We start from the raw sequence: 23856 nt of genomic DNA, 5'->3' as shown, positions 1-23856 counted from the left end.
GTCGCCTCCTACTCGGCCAGGAGATCGCGCAGCGCGGCGATCTCGTCGTTGCGTCCGAGGACCACGAGCCGGTCGCGCAGGTACACCTCGAAGTCCGCGCCGGGGTTCACCAGCAGTTCGTCCTCTCGGTGCACGGCGATGACCTGGACGCCGAAGCGTGATGGCAGGCGCAGGTCAGCAAGGGTCCCCATCATCGATTCGTTGGTCTCGAGCTCGACGATCGTGTGGTCGGGACCCAGCTCGAGGGCCGACACCTGGGCCGGGCTGGCGAGCTGGCGGGCCAGCCGTCGCCCCATGTCGTGTTCGGGACGCACGACCTCGTCGGCACCCACGGCCGCCAGCACTCGTGCAGTCAGTTGGCCGTCGGCCTTGCTGATCACGTAGCGCGCCCCGGCCGCGCGCACGGCAACCGTCGCCAGGATGCTTGCCTCGAGGTTCTCACCGATCGCCACGATCACGGTGTCGAATCCGCCGATGCCCAGCTTGCGGAGCGCTTCTTCGTCCGTGGCGTCCATGACGACTGCATGGGTCACCTGCTGCATGACCGGTTCGAGGGCATGTTCGTCCTCGTCGATGGCCACGACCTCGTGCCCGAAGTCGTACAGGGCGCTGGCGATGGACGACCCGAACCGGCCGGTCCCGATGACCAGGAACTGGCTTGGCATCAGCCGATCACCACCTCTTCGGCCAGGAACCGGTGTGGCCGGCGTCGTTGCTGTTCGACCAGGGCCAGCGCGAAGGTCAGGAACCCGATCCTGCCCAGGTACATAAGGGCGATGATCACGACCCTGCCGGGCCCGGTCAGGTCATCGGTGACACCCAGGGACAGCCCGACCGTACCCAGCGCGGACACGGCCTCGAACAGCAGCGCCAGGAACGGGATGTCGGGCTCGACCAGCGCCAGGACGGTCACGGCCGCGCCGCCCAACAGCACCGCCCCGGTGACGATGGCGCTGGCGCGCTGCACGGTGCGATGGTCGATCCGCCGACCGAACACGGAGGTCTCGTGACGGCCACGGATCACGCTCCACACCCCCAGCACCAGCACGTGGAACGTGACCGTCTTGATCCCGCCCGCCGTCGAGCCGGGGTTGCCACCGATGAACATCAACAGGATGGTCACGACCAGGCTGGCCGGCACCATGGCGGCATAGTCCAGCGTGTTGAACCCGGCCGTGCGCGGCGTCACGGCCTGGAAGGCCGACGCGAGCAGCCGGTCACCCACCGTCAGGCTCCCGAGGGTGTTCGGGTTGTTCCACTCGAACACCAACAGCACCGCCATGGCCGCCACCACGAGGAACGCCGTCATGGACAGCACCATCCGGGTGTGCAGGGTCAACCTGACCCGGCCCGGCCCACGGAATCGGCCATGCAGGTTGACCAGCACCACGAACCCGAGCCCACCCACCACCACCAGCGCGATGGTCGACAGGGTCACGACCGGGTCGTCGACATAGCGGACCAGGCTGTCCGGATACAGCGAGAACCCCGCGTTGTTGAACGCACTCACCGAGTGGAACACGGCATACCACGCGCCCCGCCCGGGACCCTCGACCGGTGCCATCCGCACGTACAGCAGGATCGCACCGGCCGTTTCGGCCCCGACCACGATGAGCGTGATCGCCCGCAACAGCCGGCCGAGGCTGCCCAGGTCGAACGCCCGGACCTGTTCCTGCAGCCGCAGGCGCTGCCCGACCCCGAGGCGGCGACCGGTCGCCACCGCCAGCACGGTCCCGAAGGTCAACAACCCGAGCCCGCCCAGCTGGAACAACAACAGGATCACGACCTGGCCGAACGGGCTCCACGCCGTGCCGGTGTCGACCACGACCAGCCCGGTCACACACACTGCGCTGGTCGCCGTGAACCACGCATCCAGTCCGCCGATGTCCCCGCTCGCATGCGAGACCGGCAACCACAGCAACGCGGTACCGAGGGCGATCAACCCGGCGAACGACAGCGCCAGGAACTGGGCAGGCGTGATCGGCCCACGCAGGAACACCGGCAGGACGCCCACCCGCTCGGTGCCACCCACCCGAGACGATGGCCGACCACGCAGCCAGGCAGGGTCATCCGACGACACGGCCACCACCATCCCCCCGGGCAGCCGTCACCGCGACCACCGACCGGCCGTCGACCTGGCGGTCCCCGACCGCAGGATCACCCAGCGAGCTGGCCGCACTTGCCAGCGCCTCGTCGACCTGGTGGCGCAGCCGCTCCAACGTGGCATACGCCACGGCCGGCCTGTCCGACGAAGCAGCGGAGAAGCACTCGAAGAACATGTGCTCGGCCTGGGCCAACCACGCCCGCGCAGCAGAATCCACCAACTCGTCCGGCGACGGGACCAACCGGTCGCGGACCTCCCGCAACGACACCAACACCCGCGAACACCGTTCGTCGTCGAGCGGGTCCTCCAGCGAGGCCCGTCGGGGGACCAACGACTGCGCATCGGTCCACGTCACCACCCAGTCCTGCACGGTGGGACGAGCACTCCCCCCGGCACAGCCCAGAACTGCCAGGCTGGCGACCAGCACCAAGGCGAACATGCAACGCCAGCCGGCCCTGCCCCCCCGGCAACGCCCGGTCACCACCGTGCCCGCACGCGGATCACGGTCACGGCCACCCGAGTCAGCACCGATCGACATCACCGCGCCACGGTACGTCCGCAATCGAGTCGCCCCGTCGTCGATTCCCGCTACCAGCCCAGATGTTGAGGAAACGTTGAGGTCACGGAATGACCGCTGCCGCTCATCTCGACCGTCGCCGTCTCCACGACCCCCACGGTGATCGCCGTCGGCCCCACGGGAGGAGCGTCATGGCCACGTCGGTCATCAACCCCCGCGAGGCTGGCCGACGGCTGGTGGAAGGAGGTGGTCCGTCTCGCCTTTCAGCGACAGCGCCATACGGGGCGCCACGCGAATTGTCGCTCAGAGGCGAGACGGACCACCATCGGACATCGCAGGGGCCGACCATCGGAGAACCGCCGATCTCCTCCGGCGGCGACGTCGTCGCTCTGGCACGTGGCGTCAGGACCGCCGTTAGGTGTCGTGTGCGGCGAGGAAGTCGTTGATGCGGGCGGTGAGATCGCCCGGGTACTGGAACAGCAGGCCGTGGCCGGCGTCGGGGGTGATGTCGATGGTGACGTCGGGGAGGAGCCGTTGGGCGCGTTCCGCCACGGTTGCGGGGTCGTAGAGTTTGGTGTCCCGGGCCATCATCAGCAGCGTCGGGGCGGTGATGTGTCGGAGTTGGTCGTCACCGAGACGGTCGGGTCGGGGTAGCCGCTGCCGATAGGTGCCCATGGAGACCTCGAGCAACTCGACCTGTGCTGGCGTCAGGTCCACGTCACCGTTCAGCCACCGGTTGAACCTGGCCAGCGCCGCGGTGCGGTCACGCGAGGCGACCATCGCGCGTCCGACCATGGCGACGAGGAAGCCAGTGGGGATGCGTTCGATCGCACCGGCGGCTCCGACGAGCGTCACACTGGCCAGACGATCGCGGTGGGTGGACAGGGCCGCGTGGCTGCCGGCGATCCACCCGCCTTCGGAGTAGCCAAGCAGGTGCAGGCGGTCCAGCCCGAGCCCGTCCACGACCTCGTCCAGCCACACAACGAGATCCTCGGCCGAGGTCACCGGTTCCATTTGCACCGACCTGCCGCCCGGACATGCGTCGCCCCGAAGCTCGTCTCGAGGTCCAGTTCCTCGTGGGGCACTGGCCAGTCCCGTTCGAGGATGCGGTCGTAGACCTCCTCGTACTCGACCCGGAGCCGGTCGGTCTTGAAGCCACCGATGCTCGTCGCCACACCACCCTCCTCACGCTGGACCACACCTCGGCGAAGGTCGCGGTCCGGATCGCCCAACAGCTCGACACGCTCGGAGCCGACGCCGGACCGTTCGACCGGCTCGCCACGATCCTCGAGGCATTCCTGCCCCAGGACCCCGACTCCCGGGCAGCCATGCAGGTCTACCTGCACTTCGCGTCCGCCGCGATGGCCGACCCGGTCCTGCGCCGAGCCGATGCGTTCGCCAACGGCCACGCCCTGATCGACGTCCTGGCCACCGAACTGTCCGAGATGGCGGCAACCCACGCCCTGGCGCCCGACATCGATCCCGGAATCGAAGCCCGTGGACTCCTCGCGCTCGTTCTCGGACTGTCGATGGGCATCCTGCTGGAACAGACCTCCGCGCCACAGGCACTGGAGGTGCTCCGCACGCACCTCGAACGGATCCGACGTACTGGCACCGTCTGACAGGGATCCTAGGCTGGCGGCATGGGACTGACGTTGCGCAGCGTGGTGTTCGAGGCGCGGGAGCCTGCCCGGGTGGCGGAGTTCTGGGCAGCGCTGCTGGGGCGCAGGGCTGTCCGGGCGCTGGACGGCGTCATGCTCGCGGGGGACGAGACCCAGGTCGGGCTGCGGTTCGTGCGCGGGTCGGCGCGTCGCCGGGGCCGGCAGCTGCACCTCCACCTCACCAGTGCGCGTCCCGACGACCAGGACCGCACCGTGGCCCGGGCGCTGGAGCTCGGTGGCCGGCCCCTCGATGTCGGGCAGTTGCCGGAGGAGGACCACGTCGTCGTCGCTGACCCCGAGGGCAACCCGTTCTGCGTCATCGAGGCAGGCAACGGCTACCTGGCGGGCTGCGGCTTCCTGGGCGAGGTCGCCTGTGACGGCACGCGGTCGGTCGGACACTTCTGGCGGGACGCGCTCGGGTGGGGCCTGGTGTGGGACCAGGACGAGGAGACGGCGATCCAGTCGCCGCTCGGCGGCACCAAGGTCGCGTGGGGCGGCCCACCCGTGGTCGACAAGGTCGGCCGCAACGAGCAGCGGTTCGACCTCGTGATCAGCAGGGACACGATGGCCCGCGAGGTCGAGCGACTGGTCTCGTTGGGTGCCCGGCGACGCATCGAGGGGGACGACGTCGTGGAACTCACCGACCCGGACGACAACGAGTTCACGATCACCGGGACCTGATGACGAGCCGGATCCGTCACGACGCCGTGGTGGTCTCGGCGCGGGGGAGCGAACGGGGGCGCGAGCTGCCGTCGGTCGGCAGGGAGAGCTCGAACCGGCCGTCGACCAGCTCCAGTGTTCCCTCGTGTGCCTGGGCGATGGCCCGCGCGATCGGAAGGCCGAGTCCGGACCCGTCCCCGTCGAGCGACACGAAACGCCCGAAGACGTGGTCTTCACGACCTGCGGGGACACCGGGGCCGTCGTCGTGGATCGTCACGGTGGTCGTGGCGCCGACCTCGCGCACGGCGACGTCGACCCGGTGGCGAGCATGACGACGGGCATTGTCGAGGAGGTTGCCGAGCGCGGCCCGCAGCCACATGTCGTCGCCGACGACGGTCATGGACGGCCGAGTCGCGTCGAGGTCGACGGCCAGTCCTGGGGCCAGGGACAGTTGGTGGGCGACCTCGGTGGTGAGGACGTCCACCAGGTCGACGGGGCGTTGGTCCACCTGCTCCGGACGGTCCAGGCGCGCCATCGCCAGCAGCGAGTTGACGAGGCGACCGATGCGATCAGCCTCGCGAGCCACGTTCTCCAGCAGCTCCTCGCGCTCGTCCGGTGATGCCGAGGTGAGCACCGTCTCGGCAGTTGCCCGCAGGCCGGCCACGGGCGTTCGGAGCTGGTGTGCGGCGTCGGCCAGGAAGTCCCGACTGCGTCGTTCCTCCCGGCGAGCCGTCTCGAGAGCCTCCTCCAGGGCTGCGACCACGCGATCCATCGCGGCGGCCATGCGCCCGACCTCGGTCGAGGGGTCCGACGGTTCGAGGCGCAGGTCGGTCCGGCCATCGGCGATCTGGTCGGCCACGTCCACGATCCGGTCCACGGGTCGGGTCACGACCCGTGCGGCGCGGTTGAGGACCACGATCGCGAGCACGATCGCGACCAGGCTCCCGATGGTCTCGAGCACCAGGACACGGCGCAACGTGGCGTTGGCCCCGCCCCGCGACACCAGCACCTCGATCTCGGTGCCGTCGTCGAGGGTCAGGACCTCGCTGTCCTGCAGGGCCGACGCTGCCTCCGGGGCGGGTGGCAGTCGGTCGAACAGCCGGTCCCCGTCCTCGGTGCGCACGACTCGGCCGTCGGGGAAGCGGACCACGGCCGGCACGCCCGCGTCGGACAACTCCGTCACCAGCGAGCTGATCGGTGGATCCGCGCGGACCACCTGGCTCGCCGCCTGGGTCCGGGCCTGGAGCACCTGGTCGAGGATCTCGTCGAGGCGCTCGGCCAGCGAGAGGTACACGAAGGCGTCGAGGGCGACGACCACGACGGCCACCACGGCCACGGTGGTGGCCGTCATCCTGTTGCGCAGTGAGGGCGTCTTGATCACGGCCGAAGAACGTAACCCGCCCCTCGCACCGTGTGCACCAGTCGCGGTGCGCCGTCCTCCTCGAGCTTGCGCCGCAACGCCGAGATGTGGACCTCGACCAGGTTGGGGTCGTAGGAGTCGAACTGCCACACCGCCATCAGCAAGTGCTCCTTGGAGGTCACCCGCCCGCGTCGACGGCCCAGCGCGGACAACAGGTCGAACTCGGTCGGCGTGAGCTCGAGGGGGCGGTCGCCACGACGCACTGATCGGCCGGACTCGTTCACGACCAGGTCCTCGACCTCCCACGTGTCGGACTCCAGCGACCCGGACCGGCGCAGGAGTGCCCGGACCCTGGCCAGCAACTCGACGACCGAGAACGGCTTGGTCAGGTAGTCGTCCGCCCCGACGTCGAAACCGGCCAGCCGATCGTCCAGTTCATCGGCCGCGGTCAGGAAGATCATGGGCATGTCGCTGCCGTGGCGGAGCCGACGAGCCAGTGCGAGGCCGTCGGGTCCGACCTGCAGCCGGATGTCGAGGATCGCCAGGTCGGGATGCAGGTCCGCGATCGCGCTGTCGATGTCGCGCCCGTCGGGCTGTGCGCGCACGAGGTAGCCGTCGCCGCGCAGCGCCGCCGTCACGGCGGCTCGCACCGCGGCGTCGTCCTCCACGAACAGGATGCGCGGCGACGTGGCAGACATGCTGACGTCTCCTGGGAGCGAGTCGCGAGACTATCCCTGCGGGCGACGTCCCAGCGATCGCCTCGACGTGCCGGAGCCTGATCTTCAGGCCTTCTTCAGCAGGGCTTCAGGGGTCCATCAGCCACCGTCGAAGACGCTGGGGCCATGACCGCGAGCCGTTGGCCCTCCATCCCATCGTGTCCGGGCACCAACCACGCACCTCGCCGCCACGACACCGTCGGCGCACGTGGAAGGTCCGGCCGCCACACCGGTGCGCCCCGCACCATGCAGCGCTCCGCATGCGGCCACCCGCCGCAGGTCCGACCGCCCACGTCCCTGGGCACGGGCAGCGAACGACCAGCGGACCGGACCGCACTGCCGGGGGCCCACCATGACCACGTCGTGGTCGGGACCTGGCTCGCGATCGCCGTCGTCCTGCTCGTCGGGTGCGTGCTGGTGGGCCCGGGCTGGCTGCGGTTGGTCCTGTCCACGGGCGCCGTGGCGGTGCTCGTCAGGCTCAACGTCCGGCTCGACCCCTCCCTCCCACCCACGCGCCCACGAACGTCCCGGCGCCAGAACCAGGAGACCGCATGACCGTCATGCTCGCCGCCGCCGCTGGCGACGTCGCCCACGGGCCCGTCGACCTGGTCGCGCTCGCGCTCGTGCTCGCAGCCGCCTGGCTGGCCGGAAGCGTGGCCGTGCGCATGGGCTATCCGTCCGTCCTCGGTGAGCTCCTGGCCGGGATCGTGCTGGGGCCGCCGCTGCTGGGCCTGCTGTCCGACGGTGCTGGGTTGGCCGAGATCGGCGAGCTCGGGATCATCCTGATGATGCTCTACATCGGGACCGAGATCGACTTCGACGACCTGAAACGGGCGTCGAAGGCCGGCTTGCTCGCCGCGATCGGTGGCTTCGTGGTCCCGTTCGTCCTGGGGTTCGCGGCAATGCTGGCGTTCGGCTTCTCGGTGATCGCCGCGATCTTCGTCGGGGCCGCCGTCGGGGTCACGTCCCTGACCACGAAGTCGCGGATCCTCGCCGACCTGCGTCTGTTCGGCACGCGACTGGCCTACGTGCTGATGGCGGGTGCCCTGCTGTCGGACACGGCCACGCTCGTGATCTTCGCCGGGGTCCTGTCCCTGGAGGACGGTGGGGCCGACGTCGGCGCGATCGCCACGGTCGGGGCCCAGGTGGTCCTGTTCGTCGTGATCGCGATCGTGGCCGGCCTGGTCGTCCCACGCGTCTCGGCCTGGGCCAGGAAGCGGTGGGGCCTCGACGGCACCGGCTACGCGCTGTCGGTGTTCGTCCTGGTCGGTCTCGGCCTGTCGGCCGCGGCCGGCCTGCTGGGCCTGCACCCCATCCTCGGTGCGTTCGTCGCCGGCATGGTGATGCGCCGCGACGTCCTCGGACGTCGCGACTTCCGGGACGTGTCGAACCTGGTCGGCCGCGTCTCGATCGGGATCCTCGCGCCGGTGTTCTTCGTCACGGCGGGGTTCGAGATCTCCCTCACGGCCGCCCTCGACAACTGGCTCCTGCTCACCGTGATCGTCGTCGCGGCGACCCTCGGCAAGATCCTCGGGACCGCGCTGTTCTACCTGCCCACCGGGTACGGCTGGCGCGAGGGCATCGTCGCCGGTGCGGCGATGAACGGCCGCGGAGCGGTCGAGATCATCGTCGCCGGGATCGGCCTCGAGCGGGGCCTCATCACCACCGAGGTCTTCACCGTCCTGGTCCTCATGGCCATCCTGACCACGGCGACGGTCCCGGTCATGCTCAAGACTGGCGTCGAGTGGCTCCGCCGGCACGGCGAACTCGCCGAGGCCGGGACGAAGCGTCGGGGCGTGACCATCGTGGGGGCCGGACCCGTGGCCCGGGCCTGGGCAGAGGCCCTGTCCGGCGACCGGGACGTGTGGGTGCTCGACGCGAATCCGCACCGCACCGCACAGTGTCGGCAGGCGGGCCTGCGGGCGGTCACGGGAGATGCCCTCGATCCCGACAGCCTGCGCCGCGCCCGAGCCGACGAGGCCGGCCTGCTCGTGGCGATGACCCCGAACACGGAGGTCAACGTCCTCGTCGCCGACATCGCCCAGGACGACTTCGGGGTGCCGGAGATCCGCATCGCCTCGGCAGGGGACACCAACGGCTCGACCGACCGCCTGTTGGCCACGCGCAGCGCCGGCCCGTTGTTCGACGCCCCGGTCGACGTCGAGCGGTGGGGACGCTGGCTGGACGACGGCCAGGCGGCCCTGACGACGGTCGGCGTCGACGAGCCGGACGGCATGCTGCAGCGGTTGCGCAGTGGCCGGTCGGGTCTTCCCCTGGCGGTGCTCCGGGAGGACCAGGTGATCCCGTTCCCGCTGGTCGACGAACTCCGCCCCGGTGATCGTGTCCGGCTGTTGTCCCGCCAGGCGCCCGCCTCGACCCAGACCCTGGCCGAGCGGATGCCGGAGGCGACGCCGACGTGACGTCGTCGTTCGTCGAGACGGGGCACGTCCAGCTGGTCGCCGTCGTCGGCACGGTCTCGTGGGTCGTGCTGGGGGTGCTTGCGTGGGTCGGCAGTGGGGTCACCGCGGCGGTGGTCCTGCACCGTCGTGGGCACGACCTGCGGTCGTTGCTGGGGCTGGCGTTGGTCTTCGGTCCGTTGTTCGTGCCGCTGGCCCTGGACTACGTCCGCCATCGTGAGCCGGCCGCACGACCCATCGAGCTCTGTCGCACCCCCACCGCACGGCGCGGGGCCCACGTGGTCGTGGTGGTCCTCGGCGACGGCCACGACGCGGCCGACGCGAGTGCGCTGCTCGATCGACTGGGCCCGATCGGTGCGGTCACCGTCGTCACGACCATCGACTTCCAGACCGCCGAGCGACCGGACGACGACCCGGTGCGCATGGCTGCGGCCCGGCGACTCGCCGCTGCGGCCACGTTCCTGCACGAGCCCCCGCCGGGACGGGTGTTGCTGCCGGGCACCCTCGAGCAGGGGCTTCGTCGCTTCGTCGATCGCCGGCACGACCTGGTGGTCGTGACCGGCGCGATCGACGAATGGGGGATCGAGCGCGTGAGCGATGCCCTGCGGTTGCCCGTCGTGCTGGCCCCGTCGACCACGGGGCCACGCTGATGGCGGTCGTGGCGGTCCTGGTCCTGCACGGACTCCTCGCACTGGCCGCTGGGCTGTCCGGCCGTCGGCTCGGCCGTCGTGTCCTGCTGCTGGTCGCGTGCGGACCGCTGGCGGCCGTCGTCCTGCTCGTGGCCCACGCCCTCGGCCTGCTTGGCTCCGGGGCGCTGGCCACGTCCGTCTCGTGGGTGCCGTCGATCGGGTTGCAGTTCGACCTGGTGCTGGACGGGTTCGGGATCCTGTTCTGGTGGCTGATCGCGGGCATCGGCCTGCTGGTCATGGTCTACGCGACCCGCTACTTCGCCCCTCGGGACGACCTCGGACTGTTCGCCTCGATGCTGGTCCTCTTCGCCGGCGCGATGCTGCTGCTCACCAGCACCGACAACGTCCTGGTCCTGTTCGTGGCCTGGGAGCTCACCTCCATCACGTCCTACCTCCTGATCGGGTTCGACGACCACCGCGCCGAGGCCAGGGCGTCGGCCCTGCAGGCGTTGCTGGTCACGGGCGCCGGTGGGCTGGCCCTGCTCGGGGGGCTGCTGTTGGTGGCGGGCTCGGCCGGCACGACGTCGCTGACGGGGATCCTGGTCGTCGCGCCCACGGACCCGGCCGCCCAGGCCGGGTTCGCGCTGGTCGTGCTGGGCGCGGCGACGAAGTCTGCCCAGGTCCCGGTCCACTTCTGGCTGCCGGGGGCGATGTCGGCCCCGACGCCCGTGTCCGCCTACCTGCACTCGGCGACCATGGTCAAGGCCGGGATCTACGTCCTGGCACGGTTCGCGCCGGCCATCGGTCCGGTCGTGGGCTGGTGGGCGCCGGTCGTGGTGGGGCTCGGTGGCGTGACGATGCTGCTGGGAGGCTGGCGCGCACTGCGGGCGACCGACCTCAAGGAGCTGCTGGCGTACGGCACGGTGTCCCAGCTGGGCTTCATCGTGCTGCTCGTCGGCCATGGCGATCCCGAGCTCGTGCACGCGGGTGCGACCCTGTTGCTGGCACACGCACTGTTCAAGGCGACCCTGTTCCTGGCCGTGGGCGTCATCGACCACCAGGCCGGCACCCGGGACCTGCGCCGGCTCACCGGGATCGCACGCCGGATGCCGACCACGGCGCTGGCGCTGCTGGTCGCCGCCGCCTCGATGGCCGGCGTGATCCCGCTGTTCGGCTTCATCGCGAAGGAAGCGGCGCTCGAGTCGACCCTCCACGTCGGCTTCGGGGGTCCTGCCATGACCGCGGTGGTCGTCGTGGGGTCGGTCCTCACGGCGGCCTACGCGCTGCGCCTGGTCTGGGGATCGCTGGCGACCAAGGGACCGGACGAGGTGGACGACGACGTCGTCGAACCCCGCGAGGTGGCTCGCCCCGCACCCGGGTTCGAGGGGCCGGCCGTGGTGCTCACGATCCTGACGGTGGCCTTCGGCGTCTGGGTCGCCCCCGCGGACGCGCTGGTGGTCGGGGCGACCACGGCCCTGGTCGGCCCGGAGGCCGCCGACATCCACCTGCGGTTGTGGCACGGGTTCGGGCTGCCACTGCTGCTGTCGTCCGTCGCCCTGGTGGGTGGCTGGGTGGTGTGGCGCTGGCCCGGCTCCGTCCGGCGTGTCGCCGTCGTGACCGCACGCGTGCCCGACATGGAGGACGTCTACCGCGGATCCCTGCGTGGCCTGCTGGCCTGGGCGGACCGCATCACGGCCGTCGTGCAGCCCGGCTCGCTCCCGTTGTACGGCGCCGTCGTGCTCTCCACGGTCCTGCTGTTGCCCGGCGTCGCGGTCCTGCGCAACCTGGCGCTTCCGGAGGGCCTGGTCGTGGCGGAGTCGGGCCTGCAGGTCGCGATCACCGCCATCGTGGTCGGCGCGGCGATCGGCGCAGCCCGCGTTCGTCGCCGTCTCTCGGCCGTGTTGCTGCTGGGGGCGGTGGGCTACGGGATGGCCGTGCTGTTCGTGGTCCAGGGGGCACCCGACCTCGCACTGACCCAGCTGCTGGTGGAGACCCTGTCCCTGGCGATGTTCGTGCTCGTGCTGCGCCGGCTGCCCGAACGCTTCGAGTCGACCCCCTGGCGCTTCGGACGGCCCCTGCGCGTGGTGGTCTCGCTGGGGACCGGGATCTTCGTCGCCGTGTTCACCCTGGTCGCCGCAGCGGCGAATCGCCAGGGCACGGCCGCGGCCGACTTCCTCGAGCGTTCCCTGCCCGAGGGCGGTGGCCGCAACGTCGTCAACGTCATCCTGACCGACTTCCGGGCGCTCGACACCCTCGGCGAGATCACCGTGCTGGTGGTGGCGGCCATCGGCATCGCCCTGATGGTCCGGACCCCCGTCGAGCCGGACGAGCGTGGGGAGGTCGGCCCATGATCCCGCCGACCGGACCGGTCCATCGTCCCACCGGCCCCCCAGCGGGCCCCGACGCGAACTCCCCGCGGCGGAGCGTCATCCTAGACGTCGTGCTCGACCTGGTGTTCCGCACGGCCGTGCTGTTCGGGCTCTTCCTGCTGTTCGCCGGCCACAACGCACCGGGTGGCGGCTTCGTCAGTGGCCTGGTCATCGGGACCGCGCTGGTCCTGCGCTACGTGGCGGGTGGCGCTGCCGAGGTCGATCGGGTCCTGCCGCTGGAGGAGCACGTCCTGCTGGGCGCGGGGCTGTTGCTGGCGTTCGCGAGTGGCGCCGCGGGATGGATCTTCGGCGGGGCGTTCCTGTACGGCGCGAAGGCCACGCTGGAGATCCCGGTGTTGGGCACGGTCAACGCCACCTCGGCGCTGGTGTTCGACGTGGGGGTCGACCTGGTGGTCATCGGGCTGGTGCTGGGCCTGCTGCGCTCCCTGGGTGCGGCGGCCGATCGTGACGCGGACGACGTCGACACCCGACGTGGGGTGGCGTCATGATCCTGGTCCTGGCCTGCACCATCGGCGCGCTGTACACCATCGGCGCCTGGCTGCTGATGCAACGGTCGCTGACCCGCATCGTGATCGGGCTGGCCATCCTGGGCCACGGGGCCAACCTGCTGCTGCTGACCGCCGGCGGACGCGCGGGTGGCGTGCCGATCGCGGGGGCGGATCCCGCCACGACGTCGGATCCGCTTCCGCAGGCGCTGGCACTGACCGCCATCGTGATCACCTTCGGGGTCAGCGGGTTCCTCCTGGCAATGGCCTACCGCAGTTGGCGGCAGCGACGCGACGACACCGTCGAGGACGATCTCGAGGACCGTCGCCTGGCGGCCGCGGTCCGTCGCCTCGACCAGGATCGTGCCCGCCGCGAGACCCGCGAGGCGGCGCATGGGGAGATCGCGGACCAGCACGAGGTCGGCGTCGGGCCGGGAGGCGACGGATGAGTCCGGACGTCGCCCTTCCCCTGCTCGTCGGCCTCCCGCTGGGGGCTGCCGCGGTCTCGCTGTTGCTGCTGGGTCGTCCGCTGGTGCTCCAGCGGACGGTCAGCCTGGTGGTCCTGGCGACGATGCAGGTCCTGTCGATCGTGGTGGTGGCGAGCGTCTGGGACGGCTCCGTGGTCAGCGTCCGGGTGGGGGCGGTGGATCCCGCCGTGGGCATCGTGCTCGCCGCCGACCCCCTGGGCGCGATCATGCTCGTGGTGTCCAGCCTGATGCTGTGGACGGTGATGGTCTACGCGATCGGCAGCCAGCGGACCAAGGAGCAGGCCCCGGCCTTCCACCCGCTGTACCTCGTGCTCGCCGCCGGCGTCGCGGCCTCGTTCCTCACCGCCGACCTGTTCAACCTGTTCGTCGCCTTCGAGGTCATGCTGGTGGCCTCCTACGTCCTGATCACGCTCGGCGGCTCGCGGGACCAGGTCCGCCACGGGATGACCTACGTCGTGATCGGCCTGCTGGCCTCGACCCTGTTCATCACCGCCATCGGGCTGGTGTACGCGGCGACCGGGGAGGTCAACCTCGCGGCGTTGGCCGTGGCCATGGACCAGGTTCCGACCGGAATCCGCACGGCGCTGGGGCTGCTGCTGCTGGTCGTGTTCGGGGTCAAGGCGGCGATCTTCCCCCTGTTCCAGTGGCTGCCGGACTCCTACCCGACGGCCCCGTCACCCGTCACCGCGCTGTTCGCGGGCCTGCTGACCAAGGTGGGGGTCTACGCGATCATCCGCACGCAGACCCTGCTGTTCCCGACCGGTGGCGAGGTGTCGATCGCCCTGCTGGTACTCGCCGCCCTGACGATGACGGTCGGAGTGGTCGGGGCGATCGCGCAGAACGACATCAAGCGCATCCTGTCCTTCCACATCGTCAGCCAGATCGGCTACATGATCTTCGGCCTCGGCCTGTTCACGTTGGCCGGGATCGCCGGTGCGGTGCTGTACGTCGTGCACCACATCGTCGTCAAGACGACGCTGTTCCTGGTCGGCGGCATCGTCGAGGAGCGAGCCGGCACGGGTGCGCTCGACCGACTCGGCGGTGCGATGCACACGGCCCCGGTGCTGGCGGTCCTGTTCCTCCTCCCGGCGCTCAGCCTGGCCGGCATCCCCCCGTTCTCCGGGTTCGTGGCCAAGCTGTCGCTGGCCCAATCGGGGTTCGCTGCCGAGCAGTGGGTCGTCACCGGGGTCTCGCTGGCGGTCGGCCTCCTGACGCTGTTCTCGATGACCAAGATCTGGAACGGCGTGTTCTGGGGTGACCCGGCCCGCGCCGCGGTCAGCCTCGACCGTGAGCATGTCGTGGCGGCACCGATGACGGTCGCGACCGCCATCCTGGTCACGGTCTCCCTGGCCTTCGTCGTCGCGGCAGGACCGCTGTACGACTTCAGCGAGCGGGCGGCGTCGGTGCTGCTCGAACGCGGCGCCTACGTCCAGGCCGTGCTGCGATGACCGACGGCGATGCAGGGACCTCCACCTCCGTCCGGAGCCGCGCAGCAGTCGCCGTGGGCTGGTGCGTGGTCGTGTGGTGTGCCCTGTGGGGAGACATCAGCATCGCCAACGTCGTGTGGGGCACCGTGGTGGGGCTGGGGACGTTGTGGCTCGTGCCGATCGCGCGGCGATCGGGCGACCTCGCCGTGCGCCCGCTCGCCGCGCTGCGGTTCTTCACCTGGTTCGTGTGGGCCCTGGTGCGGGCGAGCGCGGTCGTGGCCTGGGAGGTGGTCACGCCGACCAACGACATCAACGAGGGCATCGTCGCCGTGCCGCTCGGCACCACCGCACCCGGCCTGGTCACGCTGATCGCCAACGCGATCTCGTTGACACCGGGGACCCTGACGCTGGAGGTTCGTCGGGACCCGCCCACGGTCTACGTGCACGTCCTCCACCTGCGTGCCCTCGAGGACGTCCGATCCGACGTCCAGCACCTCGAGCGCCTGGCCCGTGCCACCTTCGCCGTCGAGTCACCGTCCCCGTTCGGCCCCGACGTCGACCCACTGAACACGAGGAGCCCGCGATGATCCTGCTCACGAGCGTCCTGCTGGGGCTGTTGGCGGTGTCGGCAGCCCTGTGCCTGGTGCGCCTGCTCCGGGGCGACTCGCTGGCCGACCGCATCGTCGCCCTGGACACGATGCTGGTCGTGGTCGTGTGCGGGATCGCCATCGGTGCCGTGCGTTCCGGGTCCGGGATCTTCCTCGACGTCATGGTGGTCGCCTCGCTGCTGGGCTTCACGGGCACGGCCCTGGTTGCCCGGTTCATCGAACGCCGAGGTGCCCGATGATCCTGGACGTGCTGGCCGGGACCATGATGACCGTCGGGTGCGTGCTGGCAGTCGTCGCGACGATCGGCCTGCAGCGGTTCCCCGACGTCTTCGCCCGCATGCATGCCGCCACCAAGCCCGCGACCCTCGGACTGGCGCTGGTGCTGCTGGGGGCTGCGCTCGTCGTGCCCGATCCGGGCAGCCGCGCCAAGCTGGTCCTGGTCGTGATCCTGCAGACCCTGACCGCACCCGTGGGATCACACCTGGTCGGGCGAGCGGCCTACCGGGCCGGTACCGAGCTGTCCGAACAGACGCTGGTCGACGAGTTGCGTGACGCGGTCGACACCACGGGTTCTCGGCCCGACTGAGGGTCACGACGGCGCGCGACGATCGTGGCGAGCATGGTGAGCGTGCTGCGTGCCCCCGCGTCCTGACCTCCAGGTGTCCAACCGCCCCAGGCCCATGGGAGATCCTGACGGAGACCACGCCACGCGGCACGATGTGGTGGCGCACGTCGTGGCGGTGTTGCTGCTCGAGGCGCATGCCGACGACAGCGCGGCCGGTGCCGTCTCGACGTCCCGGCCGACCTGCCCTGGCCACCAATCGACACGAACGGCTTCCGACCATGCCTGACGCGGACACCTCGACCACCACGCCACCCGGCGGCCCGGTCACCGAGTTGCGACTGGTGCTCACCGTCGACGACCACGCCCGGGCGGTCGCGTTCTACCGCGACCAGCTCGGCCTCGAGGAGTTGGCGCACCACGAGGAGCGCGGTGGGCACGTGACGATCCTCGCGGCAGGCCGCGCCACCCTCGAGCTCAACGACGATCCCTACGCCGAGTTCATCGACGAGGTCGAGGTGGGCCGGCGGGTCCCCGACAGGGTCCGGGTCGCGTTCGCCGTGCCCGACAGCGACGACACGACCCGGCGCCTGGTCGAGGCTGGTGCCAGGCTCGTGGCACCACCGACCCGCACGCCCTGGGACTCCCGCAACGCCCGGCTGCGCGACCCAGAGGGGACGCAGCTGACCCTCTTCACCGATCTCGACGGCCCCGACGACGCTCCCACGTGAGCCACGACGGGATGGCGACCGTGACCGGATCGCGCAGACTGTTGCGCTGTATGGTCACGGTCGGCGGATCGAGGACGACGCGGTGTTCGCGTGATCCGCGCATGGTGGGGAGATGGATCGTGGGCGACGTCGAGACGGTGGAGATCACGGCCGAGGCGATGACACTGGCCGACGTGGCGGCAGTTGCCGCCGGGGCGCGGGTCACGCTGCACGAGGACGTGGTGGACGGCATGCGGGGCAGCCGCCAGGTCGTCGACGACGCCGTGGCGCGCGGTGACCTGGTGTACGGGGTCACCACGGGCGTGGGCCATGCCCGTGACCAGGCCCTGCCGGCCGAGGCCCTGGCGTCGATGCAGCCGATGCTGCTCGAGATGAACGTGGGCGCGACCGGCGAGCCCCTGCCGCCGGCGCGGGTGCGTGCCGCGATGGTGGTGCGACTGAACGGATTCGCCCGTGGCGGGGCCGGGGTCTCGCCCGGCGTCGCCCGCGCGCTGGCCGACCTGCTCGACCACGGCATCCACCCGGTGATCCTCTCGTCGGGGTCGGTCGGCTCGGGCGACCTGGGACAGCTCGCGTCGGTCGGACTGGCACTGCTCGGCCGGGGCACGGTCGACGTCGACGGACGTGCGGTCGACGCCGGGACGGCACTGGAGGACGCCGGTCTGGAGCCCGTGTCCCTGGAGCCGAAGGACGGCCTGGCACTGATGTCGTCCAACGCCGTGGCGGTCGGGCACGGTGCCCTGCTCGTCGGGGACGTCGAGCGGGTGGTCGGGCTGGCCGACCTCGTGGTCGCGACCTCGATGGAGACCTTCGGCGCCAACCCCTCGATCGTCGAGCCGGCGGTCGCGCGCGCCGGGGCCGGTCGTGGGATGGAGACCACCGCGGGCGCCATCCGGTCGGCGCTGCGTGGCGGGGAACCGCCGACCGACGGGATGTCGGTGCAGGACCCGCTGAGCTTCCGGGTCGTCCCGCAGGTGCACGGTGCGTGTCGGGACACCGTGGACCTCCTGGCCGACGCGGTGCTCGCCGAGCTCAACGCCCCGTCGGACAACCCGTTGGTCGACCTGCCGAGCCAGCGGATCATCTCCAACGGCAACTTCCAGCCCATGAACCTCGCACTCGCCGCCGAGTCCATGCGGGTGGCGCTGTGCCACGTCGGCCTGCTCGCCGAGCGCCGCATGGGCCACCTGTGGGACGCCGCCGTCAGCTCGTTCGGTCCGGACGCCTCGGGCACGCCGGGCCCGCCGAACGGGGGAGGTGCGCCACCCGTGCTGGCCGGCCTGGCGCTGCGCTATCCCGCGGCGGCCGCCTACACCCGACTCCGACACCTCGCCAACCCGGTGACGCTCGACGTCCCGTCGCTCGACCTGGCCGTGGAGGACCACGCCACCAACCTTGCCGAGGCCCTCGACCGGACGTCGGAGGCGACCGCCATCCTGCACGACCTCCTGGTCGTCGAACTGCTGATCGCCGTGGCCGGCCGTGGCCCGGGACCGCCGCCGCGCCAGCCCGGCCGGGGCACGGGCCGGCTGGTCGGACTGGTCGTCCAGGAGCTGCAGGACATCCCGATTGGCACCAGCCCGCAGGACGTCCACCGGCGCACGTCGGACCTGCTCCACCAGCACGCCGATGCACTGCTCGCACCCGACGACCACGCCGATGCACTGCTCGCACCCGACGACGACGCCGGACCGCCATGACCCGCTCCGATCCGGCCGACCTGCTGGCGGCCTACGACGCCCAGCTGCGCACGGTCGCCCCGAGCGCCGTCGCGGTGACGCGCCTCGGCCCCCTCCACCTGGTGACCTATCCGTGGCACGAGGGCTGGGTGAGCTACCGGGGTCTCGACGGTGCGGACGCCGCCACGATCCGGCGCTGGGTCGGCCAGGTCCTCGAGCACTACCGGGTCGACCCGGACATCCGCGAGGTGGAGTGGAAGGCCTGTGGCCACGACGACGCCCCGGGTCTCGAGGACGCCCTCGTCGAGCACGGGTTCGTGGCGGACGATCCCGAGACCGTCATGATCGGGGAGGCGAGCGCGCTCGCCGTCGACGTGCCCCTGCCCAGCGGGGTCACGCTGCGCAGGATCCACGCCGAGCACGACGTGCGTCGCATGGCCGAGATGCAACGCGACGTGTTCGGCGACGTCGACGTCGAGAACATGATGACCGCGCTGCTCCACCGCCAGTCACTCGACGACGGCATGGAACTGTGGGTCGCCGAACACGACGGCGACGTCGTGGGTGCCGGGCGGCTGGAGCCGGTCCAGGACACCGACTTCGCCGGGATCTGGGGCGGCTCGACCGTGGCGCAGTGGCGTCACCGCGGGATCTACCGGGCGCTGACGGCGGCACGGGCCGCGTCCGCACTGCGGCTGGGCAAGCGCCTGCTCCAGAGCGACTCGAGCGCGGACTCGCGTCCCATCCTGGAGGGCCACGGGCTCGTCGCCGTCACGACGACCACGCCCTGGATGCGCGTGCTCACGGATCCCGGGTCGACGGCACCGCGATGAGCGCCTCCATGCGTGCCTCCAGGTCCTCGGGGGTCGCGCTGTCCGCGACCAGGGCACGCATGACACCCACTGGCAGGCGCTGTCGCTCGCCCGGCACGCGACAGTCCGCCCCCTGCTGGGCGTAGCCGTCCGGGACGACGAAGCGGGGCACGTCACTGCGTGGTCGATCCGCCAGGACAGCGTCGAAGGTGGGGGCCGCGGCGACCCGGGCACCCAGCCCGGCCGACGCGGGCGCGACCCCGCACCAGTCCAGCAGCGTCGCCAGCAGCGACGTGTGGTCGTACTTCGACGTGGCGCTGGGGGAACGAAACACGGTCCGTGCCTGGACCCAGGGTGACACCAGCAGGGTCGGGACGCGGACCCCGTAGCGGTCGAAGCCGAAGCCGTCCGGGCTCCGGTGGTCGTCCGGCGGGACCGCGCCCCAACCCGGGTCGACGTGGTCGTAGGTCCCCCCGTGCTCGTCGAAGGTGATCACCAGCAGCGTGCGCTGCCAGGCGTCGGCATCGGCGGCCAGGGCCTCGTAGACGTCGTTGACGAACGCCTCCCCGGGCCCCACCCAGGTCGGGGGGTGGTAGTCGTTGCCCTGCGCCCCGAAGCGCTTGCCGGCCACCGAGCCACAATGGAAACCCGAGCCGTCGAAGGCGCCCAGGCCATAGCCCCACGACGGCTCGAGCCAGGTCAGGCGGGGGAGGGTCCCGGCGCGGGCCTTGTCGTAGAACGTGTCGATCGAGGCGATCTCGCCGTCGTCGAGGACGTCGGAGATGCGGGGGAAGGTGTACTGGGTGTAGCACTGCCCGTCCTGCCACACGTCGTGGAAGTAGATCCCCCAGGACGTCCCGGACGGCAGGCAGTTGAAGATGGTCGGCGCCGGGAACTGCTCGACGGCGTCGAGCGAGTTGTTGTCGACCCGGCCCAGGGAGGTCCCGCACAGCGAGAACGCACGATTCGGGTTCGTCTGGGTGGGCACGGACGAGTGCCAGGCGTCACTGACCGCGTAGGCCCTCGCGAGGCCGTTCAGGATCGGCAGCTGCTCCGGTGAGTAGGCCTCCATGACCTGGTCGAGCTGTTCCCACGTCTCGTAGACGGCGTCGTAGTCCTCGGCGAACCCGGCCATGGCTGCCGGCGTGCCCGGCGGGGGATTGGTCGTGGTCGGGTCGTCCGGCGAGCCGAACAGTTGTCGGTTCACGTGGGCGTAGGTCTCGTGTGGGTCCATGCCGGGCACCCGGAGCGGCTGGGCAGACACCCAGGAGTGGCCCGAGTCCCCGGAGGTGCCCCGCGTGGCGGGGATGGCCCGCCCGTCGTACTGGTTGGTGTGCGGCCCGGTCTGCAACCCCGCGAAGGTCGGCGTGGTGTCGGCACCAAGGAACTGGCTGGGCTGGCACGACGGATCGTCGTCGTCGTAGAGCCACCCGAGCACGTTGTCGAGCGAACGGTTCTCGAGCATCAGGACGACGACGTGGTCGATCTTGTCCTTCATGGCAGCCTCCGGTCGGGCGCTGTCGACGGGGTCGTGCGACGCCGTCCGGTCCCGGCGAGCCACCGGTTCCGGACGGCGTGGCGCGTCGGTCTAGTGGAACTCGACCGTGAGCGGCGTGTATCCACTGCCCGTGTTCGCGTAGACGTAGCCGTTGTCACTGGACCAGTACGACAATTGCTCATTGGAGTACAGCGAGGTCAGCACGTTGCCGGTCTTTGTCCAGCCCCGCGCCCCGATCCAGTTGTAGAACCCGACGTAGTGGTACCCGTCGCTGACGGAGAGGTAGCGCGACGTGTCGTCGGCGTTGCGGTAGTACAGCACGCCGCTCCACACGTACGGTTCGAGCCGCACGGCGGCCTCCGGTCCGGTGACGACGCACCACTGTCCGCCGTCCTGTCCGAGCCACCCGATCGAGGCGCCCTTGGCGAAGAGCTCGACCTTCTGGGCGGTCCCGGCAGCAGTCGCCGTGGCCGCGATCGACTGTTCCTCGAGGTGTTCCTTGAAGGAACCGGTTGGTGCTTCCGGTGCTTGCGTGGTCATGATTGTGGCTCCGAGTTCGATGTGAGGGGATGGTGCTGCGTTCCCCGTTGCTGGAGCACACCGGCCTGTGCCAACAGCAACGGCTCGAGTCCCGGTAGCCGACTGGCGAACACCGATCCCCCGAACAACCGAACTGCCGCCGAGAAATGCATCATGCATCGTAGGGATGGCGAATGTCAATAGGTGGTGCAGATCGTTCGAAATGGATCCGTGTCCGTGCTGGTGAATGGTGGGCCGTGCGTCGGAAGAACTTCCCGAATCAGCTCACCAGCTCGCCGCCCCACAGCCACTCGGCGGGGGCATCGACGAGCCGGGTGTCGCGGCCCACGGTCGGCGCGTTGCCGGGCTGCGGCGGCGTGCCGGACGTCTCGATCGTCCCGTCCACGGATCGGACCAGCACCCGGGTCCCCTCGTCACGGCGGACGCGCAACTCCTCGACGGTGTCGGCCACCGCGTCCGACATCCCCTGCTCGACCGGCCCCCACGACGCCACGACGACGTCGGACTCGTCCAGCGCCGCACCCACCACCCCCGGGTCGGGTCGGCGGTCGCTCACTCCGCCGGCGACCGGCCCACCACGCCGTGTGACCAGGGTCACGACGTGCAGCGTGCCGGGAGGTCCGACCGTGTCGTGGACGAGCCGGGTCGCCGTGGCCAGGGCCGGTCCTGCCGTGGGCGCCCCGCGCGGCGTGGTCTCGTCGTCGCCGGGGGAGTGGCCCACCACCGTCACCACGGCGGCCGTGTCGGGCCGGTGCTCCCAGTGCCGGCTGAACAGCCACCGGTGCTCGAGGTCGCCCGACAGGACCCAGCGGTCCCAGCCGCCACCCCCGACCACGACGACGTCGAGCACGTCGCCATGCACCTGCAGGGCCGGCGACGTGAGCACGCTGCGCAGGATCTCGACGCCGTCGGGGTGTCCCGCCGTCACCTGCACAAGGGTCTGGTCGTCCTCGGCGAAGACGTCCGCGGACCCGCCACCGGGCAGGACCAGGCGATCGGTGTCGAGGGTGGCGTCGGTGTCACGCAGCACCAGCACCTCGGGTGCCCCGTTGTCCAGCAGGTCGCCCGACACCACTCAGCCAGCCTCCACCGCGCGGACGCTGGCCAGGTCCGGGCCGACCGTCATCGTGACCAGGTCATCGTCACAGGCCAGGCTGGCCGCGCGTCCGTCGCCGTCCCAGGCGGCCTGCTCACCGCCGGTCGGGTCGGTCGTCGACGTCGAGGGGAACGCTGCCTCGTACCACCGGTCCATGGTCCCGCACAGCGCGCCGCCGGCCTGTTGCGCCACCTGCAGGGTGACCGTCGTGCCGGCGTCGGTCTCCCAGGCGGTCAGCGAGCCCCCGGCCCAGTCCGCAGCCAGTTCCTCGGCACCGGCCAGCCCGGCCGACGGGTCGTCCCCCGGAGCCTGCAGCAACCACAGCAGGTCGGCCGCACCCCAGGTCGTGGCGCGCAGCTCGTCACCTCCGGGCAGCCGGACCGCCGGGACGTCGACAGCCTCCTCGCCGGCCGCGTACCGCTCGGGCCACAACACCTGGGCCGTGGTGGTGGGCAGGTCGTCGTACATCGCGTCCACGGCGTCCCAGCCACCCTGGTTGTACTGGGCGCACACGAACGACATGCCGGCGGTGTAGGGGTACAGCAACTGCTGCTGGAGCACGTACGGCGCCTGCTCGAGCGCCTGGGTGTCGGCCTGCGGCACCGCCATCGACAGCTGGTCGGTCAGCGACAGGTGGGACGCGGCCCACTGCTGCATGAGCACCGACGCGTCCCCCTCGACCAGCCCCTGTCGCGCCAGGACGGCGTCGAGGTCGTCCTCCTCGTCGAGCGCGGGCAGGCCCAGTGCCTGGTCGGTCAGGGCATGGTCGAGCTCATGGGCGACGATGACCCGGTCCTGGGGGGCCAGGTCCTCGGATCCGGACGCCACCAGCTCGCCGGTCTCGGGGTCGTAGAACCCGGCCACCTGCTCGGACAGCAGCTCGCCGAAGGTGGCCCGGAGGTCGAGGTCGGGGTCGACCTGGCCCAGCGCCGACAGGATCGCCTGGTCGACGTCGCTGGCCTCCACCGGGTAGTCCTCCTCGGTCACCTCGGTCACGCGCTCGGCCAGCTCGGCGTCCGACAGCAGCTCGAGGTCGACCTCCTCGGTGAACGACAACCCCCGCAGCGCGGCGACCTGCTCACCGATGGTGCGGATGGCCTCTTCCTGGTCGTCCGGCAACGGCGTGCCGTCCAGTGACGGGGACGACGCGTCCGGTGGAGCGAGGCAGGCCAGCAGCTCCGCGTCGAACTGCCCGCCGAGCAGGTCGTCCAGCCCGCCCTCGCCGAGCAGGTCGTCCAGTCCACCCTCGCCGAGCAGGTCGTCGAGCCCGCCCTCGCCGAACAGGTCCTCGAGGCTGTCGGGGGTCGACGGCGCCTCGCTCGGCACCTCGGTGGGTGGTGCCGTCGGCGCCGGTGGCTCGATCGTCGGCGCCGGGGTCGGGGCCGCGACCGGCTCCTGGTCGCCCCCGAGCAGCGCGACGGCGGCCCAGCCGGCTCCCGCCAGCACGAGTGCCGCGACCACGACACCGATGACGAC

At 71.1% G+C, this 23856-nt stretch carries 24 protein-coding genes and 1 pseudogene; 15 read left to right on the top strand and 10 right to left on the bottom strand.

What is annotated here, in order from left to right; translation table 11 throughout:
- Positions 1 to 8: 8 nt before the first annotated feature.
- The 4 genes from KR546_RS09195 to KR546_RS09180 form a co-directional block, all read right to left on the bottom strand.
- Positions 9 to 665: a potassium channel family protein gene (locus tag KR546_RS09195; protein ID WP_274387867.1), complete on the bottom strand. Its 657-nt coding sequence runs from the start codon at positions 663 to 665 to the stop codon at positions 9 to 11.
- Positions 665 to 2032: a TrkH family potassium uptake protein gene (locus tag KR546_RS09190; RefSeq protein WP_238444413.1), complete on the bottom strand. Its 1368-nt coding sequence runs from the start codon at positions 2030 to 2032 to the stop codon at positions 665 to 667. Before KR546_RS09190 ends, KR546_RS09195 begins: the two co-directional genes overlap by 1 nt.
- 34 nt (positions 2033 to 2066) lie before the next feature.
- Positions 2067 to 2543: a hypothetical protein gene (locus tag KR546_RS09185; protein ID WP_238444412.1), complete on the bottom strand. Its 477-nt coding sequence runs from the start codon at positions 2541 to 2543 to the stop codon at positions 2067 to 2069.
- Positions 2544 to 3035: 492 nt separating this feature from the next.
- Complete coding sequence (locus KR546_RS09180) at positions 3036 to 3635, bottom strand: alpha/beta fold hydrolase (protein ID WP_238444411.1); 600 nt, start codon at positions 3633 to 3635, stop codon at positions 3036 to 3038.
- Between the two features lie 23 nt (positions 3636 to 3658).
- On the opposite strand from KR546_RS09180, the gene KR546_RS09175 reads away from it, so the two are divergent.
- Together KR546_RS09175 and KR546_RS09170 are read left to right on the top strand one after the other, a co-directional pair.
- Positions 3659 to 4243, top strand: a complete 585-nt coding sequence (locus KR546_RS09175; protein ID WP_238444410.1) for a TetR family transcriptional regulator C-terminal domain-containing protein — start codon at positions 3659 to 3661, stop codon at positions 4241 to 4243.
- A gap of 21 nt (positions 4244 to 4264) precedes the next feature.
- Positions 4265 to 4963 carry a VOC family protein gene (locus KR546_RS09170; protein ID WP_238444409.1) on the top strand — a complete coding sequence of 233 codons (699 nt, stop codon included), beginning with the start codon at positions 4265 to 4267 and terminating at the stop codon, positions 4961 to 4963.
- Between the two features lie 16 nt (positions 4964 to 4979).
- Here the strand turns inward: KR546_RS09170 and KR546_RS09165 are convergent, their stop codons facing one another.
- A complete protein-coding gene (locus tag KR546_RS09165) occupies positions 4980 to 6323 on the bottom strand; it encodes a HAMP domain-containing sensor histidine kinase (RefSeq protein WP_238444408.1) in 1344 nt (447 codons plus the stop codon).
- Positions 6320 to 7000 carry a response regulator transcription factor gene (locus KR546_RS09160; RefSeq protein ID WP_238444407.1) on the bottom strand — a complete coding sequence of 227 codons (681 nt, stop codon included), beginning with the start codon at positions 6998 to 7000 and terminating at the stop codon, positions 6320 to 6322. Before KR546_RS09160 ends, KR546_RS09165 begins: the two co-directional genes overlap by 4 nt.
- Before the next feature lie 264 nt (positions 7001 to 7264).
- Between KR546_RS09160 and KR546_RS09155 the strand changes: the two genes are divergently transcribed.
- From KR546_RS09155 to KR546_RS09095, 13 genes are all read left to right on the top strand, one after another.
- Entirely contained in the window at positions 7265 to 7573 is a 309-nt protein-coding gene (locus tag KR546_RS09155; protein WP_238444406.1) for a hypothetical protein, read from the top strand.
- A complete protein-coding gene (locus KR546_RS09150) occupies positions 7570 to 9438 on the top strand; it encodes a cation:proton antiporter domain-containing protein (RefSeq protein WP_238444405.1) in 1869 nt (622 codons plus the stop codon). Before KR546_RS09155 ends, KR546_RS09150 begins: the two co-directional genes overlap by 4 nt.
- Complete coding sequence (locus KR546_RS09145; RefSeq protein WP_238444404.1) at positions 9435 to 10085, top strand: hypothetical protein; 651 nt, start codon at positions 9435 to 9437, stop codon at positions 10083 to 10085. Before KR546_RS09150 ends, KR546_RS09145 begins: the two co-directional genes overlap by 4 nt.
- Positions 10085 to 12415: a hydrogen gas-evolving membrane-bound hydrogenase subunit E gene (gene mbhE, locus KR546_RS09140; RefSeq protein ID WP_238444403.1), complete on the top strand. Its 2331-nt coding sequence runs from the start codon at positions 10085 to 10087 to the stop codon at positions 12413 to 12415. The genes KR546_RS09145 and mbhE overlap by 1 nt, the downstream gene beginning before the upstream one ends.
- Positions 12412 to 12942, top strand: a complete 531-nt coding sequence (locus KR546_RS09135) for an MnhB domain-containing protein (RefSeq protein WP_238444402.1) — start codon at positions 12412 to 12414, stop codon at positions 12940 to 12942. Before mbhE ends, KR546_RS09135 begins: the two co-directional genes overlap by 4 nt.
- On the top strand, positions 12939 to 13388 hold the full coding sequence (locus KR546_RS09130; RefSeq protein ID WP_238444401.1) for a Na(+)/H(+) antiporter subunit C: 450 nt from the start codon (positions 12939 to 12941) through the stop codon (positions 13386 to 13388). The genes KR546_RS09135 and KR546_RS09130 overlap by 4 nt, the downstream gene beginning before the upstream one ends.
- Positions 13385 to 14875, top strand: coding sequence for a proton-conducting transporter transmembrane domain-containing protein (locus KR546_RS09125; protein WP_238444400.1), 1491 nt, complete (start codon positions 13385 to 13387; stop codon positions 14873 to 14875). Before KR546_RS09130 ends, KR546_RS09125 begins: the two co-directional genes overlap by 4 nt.
- The gene (locus KR546_RS09120; protein ID WP_238444399.1) at positions 14872 to 15441 is read left to right on the top strand and encodes a Na+/H+ antiporter subunit E; all 570 of its coding nucleotides are present in this window, start codon (positions 14872 to 14874) and stop codon (positions 15439 to 15441) included. Before KR546_RS09125 ends, KR546_RS09120 begins: the two co-directional genes overlap by 4 nt.
- Positions 15438 to 15701: an MrpF/PhaF family protein gene (locus tag KR546_RS09115; protein WP_238444398.1), complete on the top strand. Its 264-nt coding sequence runs from the start codon at positions 15438 to 15440 to the stop codon at positions 15699 to 15701. The genes KR546_RS09120 and KR546_RS09115 overlap by 4 nt, the downstream gene beginning before the upstream one ends.
- On the top strand, positions 15698 to 16048 hold the full coding sequence (mnhG, locus tag KR546_RS09110) for a monovalent cation/H(+) antiporter subunit G (RefSeq protein ID WP_238444397.1): 351 nt from the start codon (positions 15698 to 15700) through the stop codon (positions 16046 to 16048). The genes KR546_RS09115 and mnhG overlap by 4 nt, the downstream gene beginning before the upstream one ends.
- A gap of 257 nt (positions 16049 to 16305) precedes the next feature.
- On the top strand, positions 16306 to 16755 hold the full coding sequence (locus tag KR546_RS09105; protein ID WP_238444396.1) for a VOC family protein: 450 nt from the start codon (positions 16306 to 16308) through the stop codon (positions 16753 to 16755).
- A 119-nt stretch (positions 16756 to 16874) separates the two neighbouring features.
- Positions 16875 to 18455 (top strand): aromatic amino acid ammonia-lyase, encoded by a 1581-nt coding sequence (locus tag KR546_RS09100; RefSeq protein ID WP_238444395.1) that lies wholly within the window; start codon positions 16875 to 16877, stop codon positions 18453 to 18455.
- The gene (locus tag KR546_RS09095) at positions 18452 to 19267 is read left to right on the top strand and encodes a GNAT family N-acetyltransferase (RefSeq protein WP_238444394.1); all 816 of its coding nucleotides are present in this window, start codon (positions 18452 to 18454) and stop codon (positions 19265 to 19267) included. The genes KR546_RS09100 and KR546_RS09095 overlap by 4 nt, the downstream gene beginning before the upstream one ends.
- Here KR546_RS09095 and KR546_RS09090 read toward each other — a convergent pair.
- The 4 genes and pseudogenes from KR546_RS09090 to KR546_RS09075 form a co-directional block, all read right to left on the bottom strand.
- A complete protein-coding gene (locus KR546_RS09090) occupies positions 19236 to 20744 on the bottom strand; it encodes an alkaline phosphatase family protein (RefSeq protein ID WP_238444393.1) in 1509 nt (502 codons plus the stop codon). The genes KR546_RS09095 and KR546_RS09090 overlap by 32 nt on opposite strands.
- A 90-nt stretch (positions 20745 to 20834) precedes the next feature.
- Entirely contained in the window at positions 20835 to 21284 is a 450-nt protein-coding gene (locus KR546_RS09085) for a hypothetical protein (protein ID WP_238444392.1), read from the bottom strand.
- 259 nt (positions 21285 to 21543) lie between these two features.
- Positions 21544 to 22359: a hypothetical protein gene (locus tag KR546_RS09080; RefSeq protein WP_238444391.1), complete on the bottom strand. Its 816-nt coding sequence runs from the start codon at positions 22357 to 22359 to the stop codon at positions 21544 to 21546.
- Positions 22360 to 23856, bottom strand: a pseudogene (locus KR546_RS09075) (hypothetical protein); the annotation flags it as partial.

The organism is Salsipaludibacter albus, from assembly GCF_019798055.1.
GTDB classification, from domain to species: Bacteria; Actinomycetota; Nitriliruptoria; order Nitriliruptorales; family Nitriliruptoraceae; genus Salsipaludibacter; species Salsipaludibacter albus.
The sequence above is the reverse complement of the archived record's forward strand: the minus strand, read 5'-3'. Positions and strand labels throughout refer to the sequence as shown.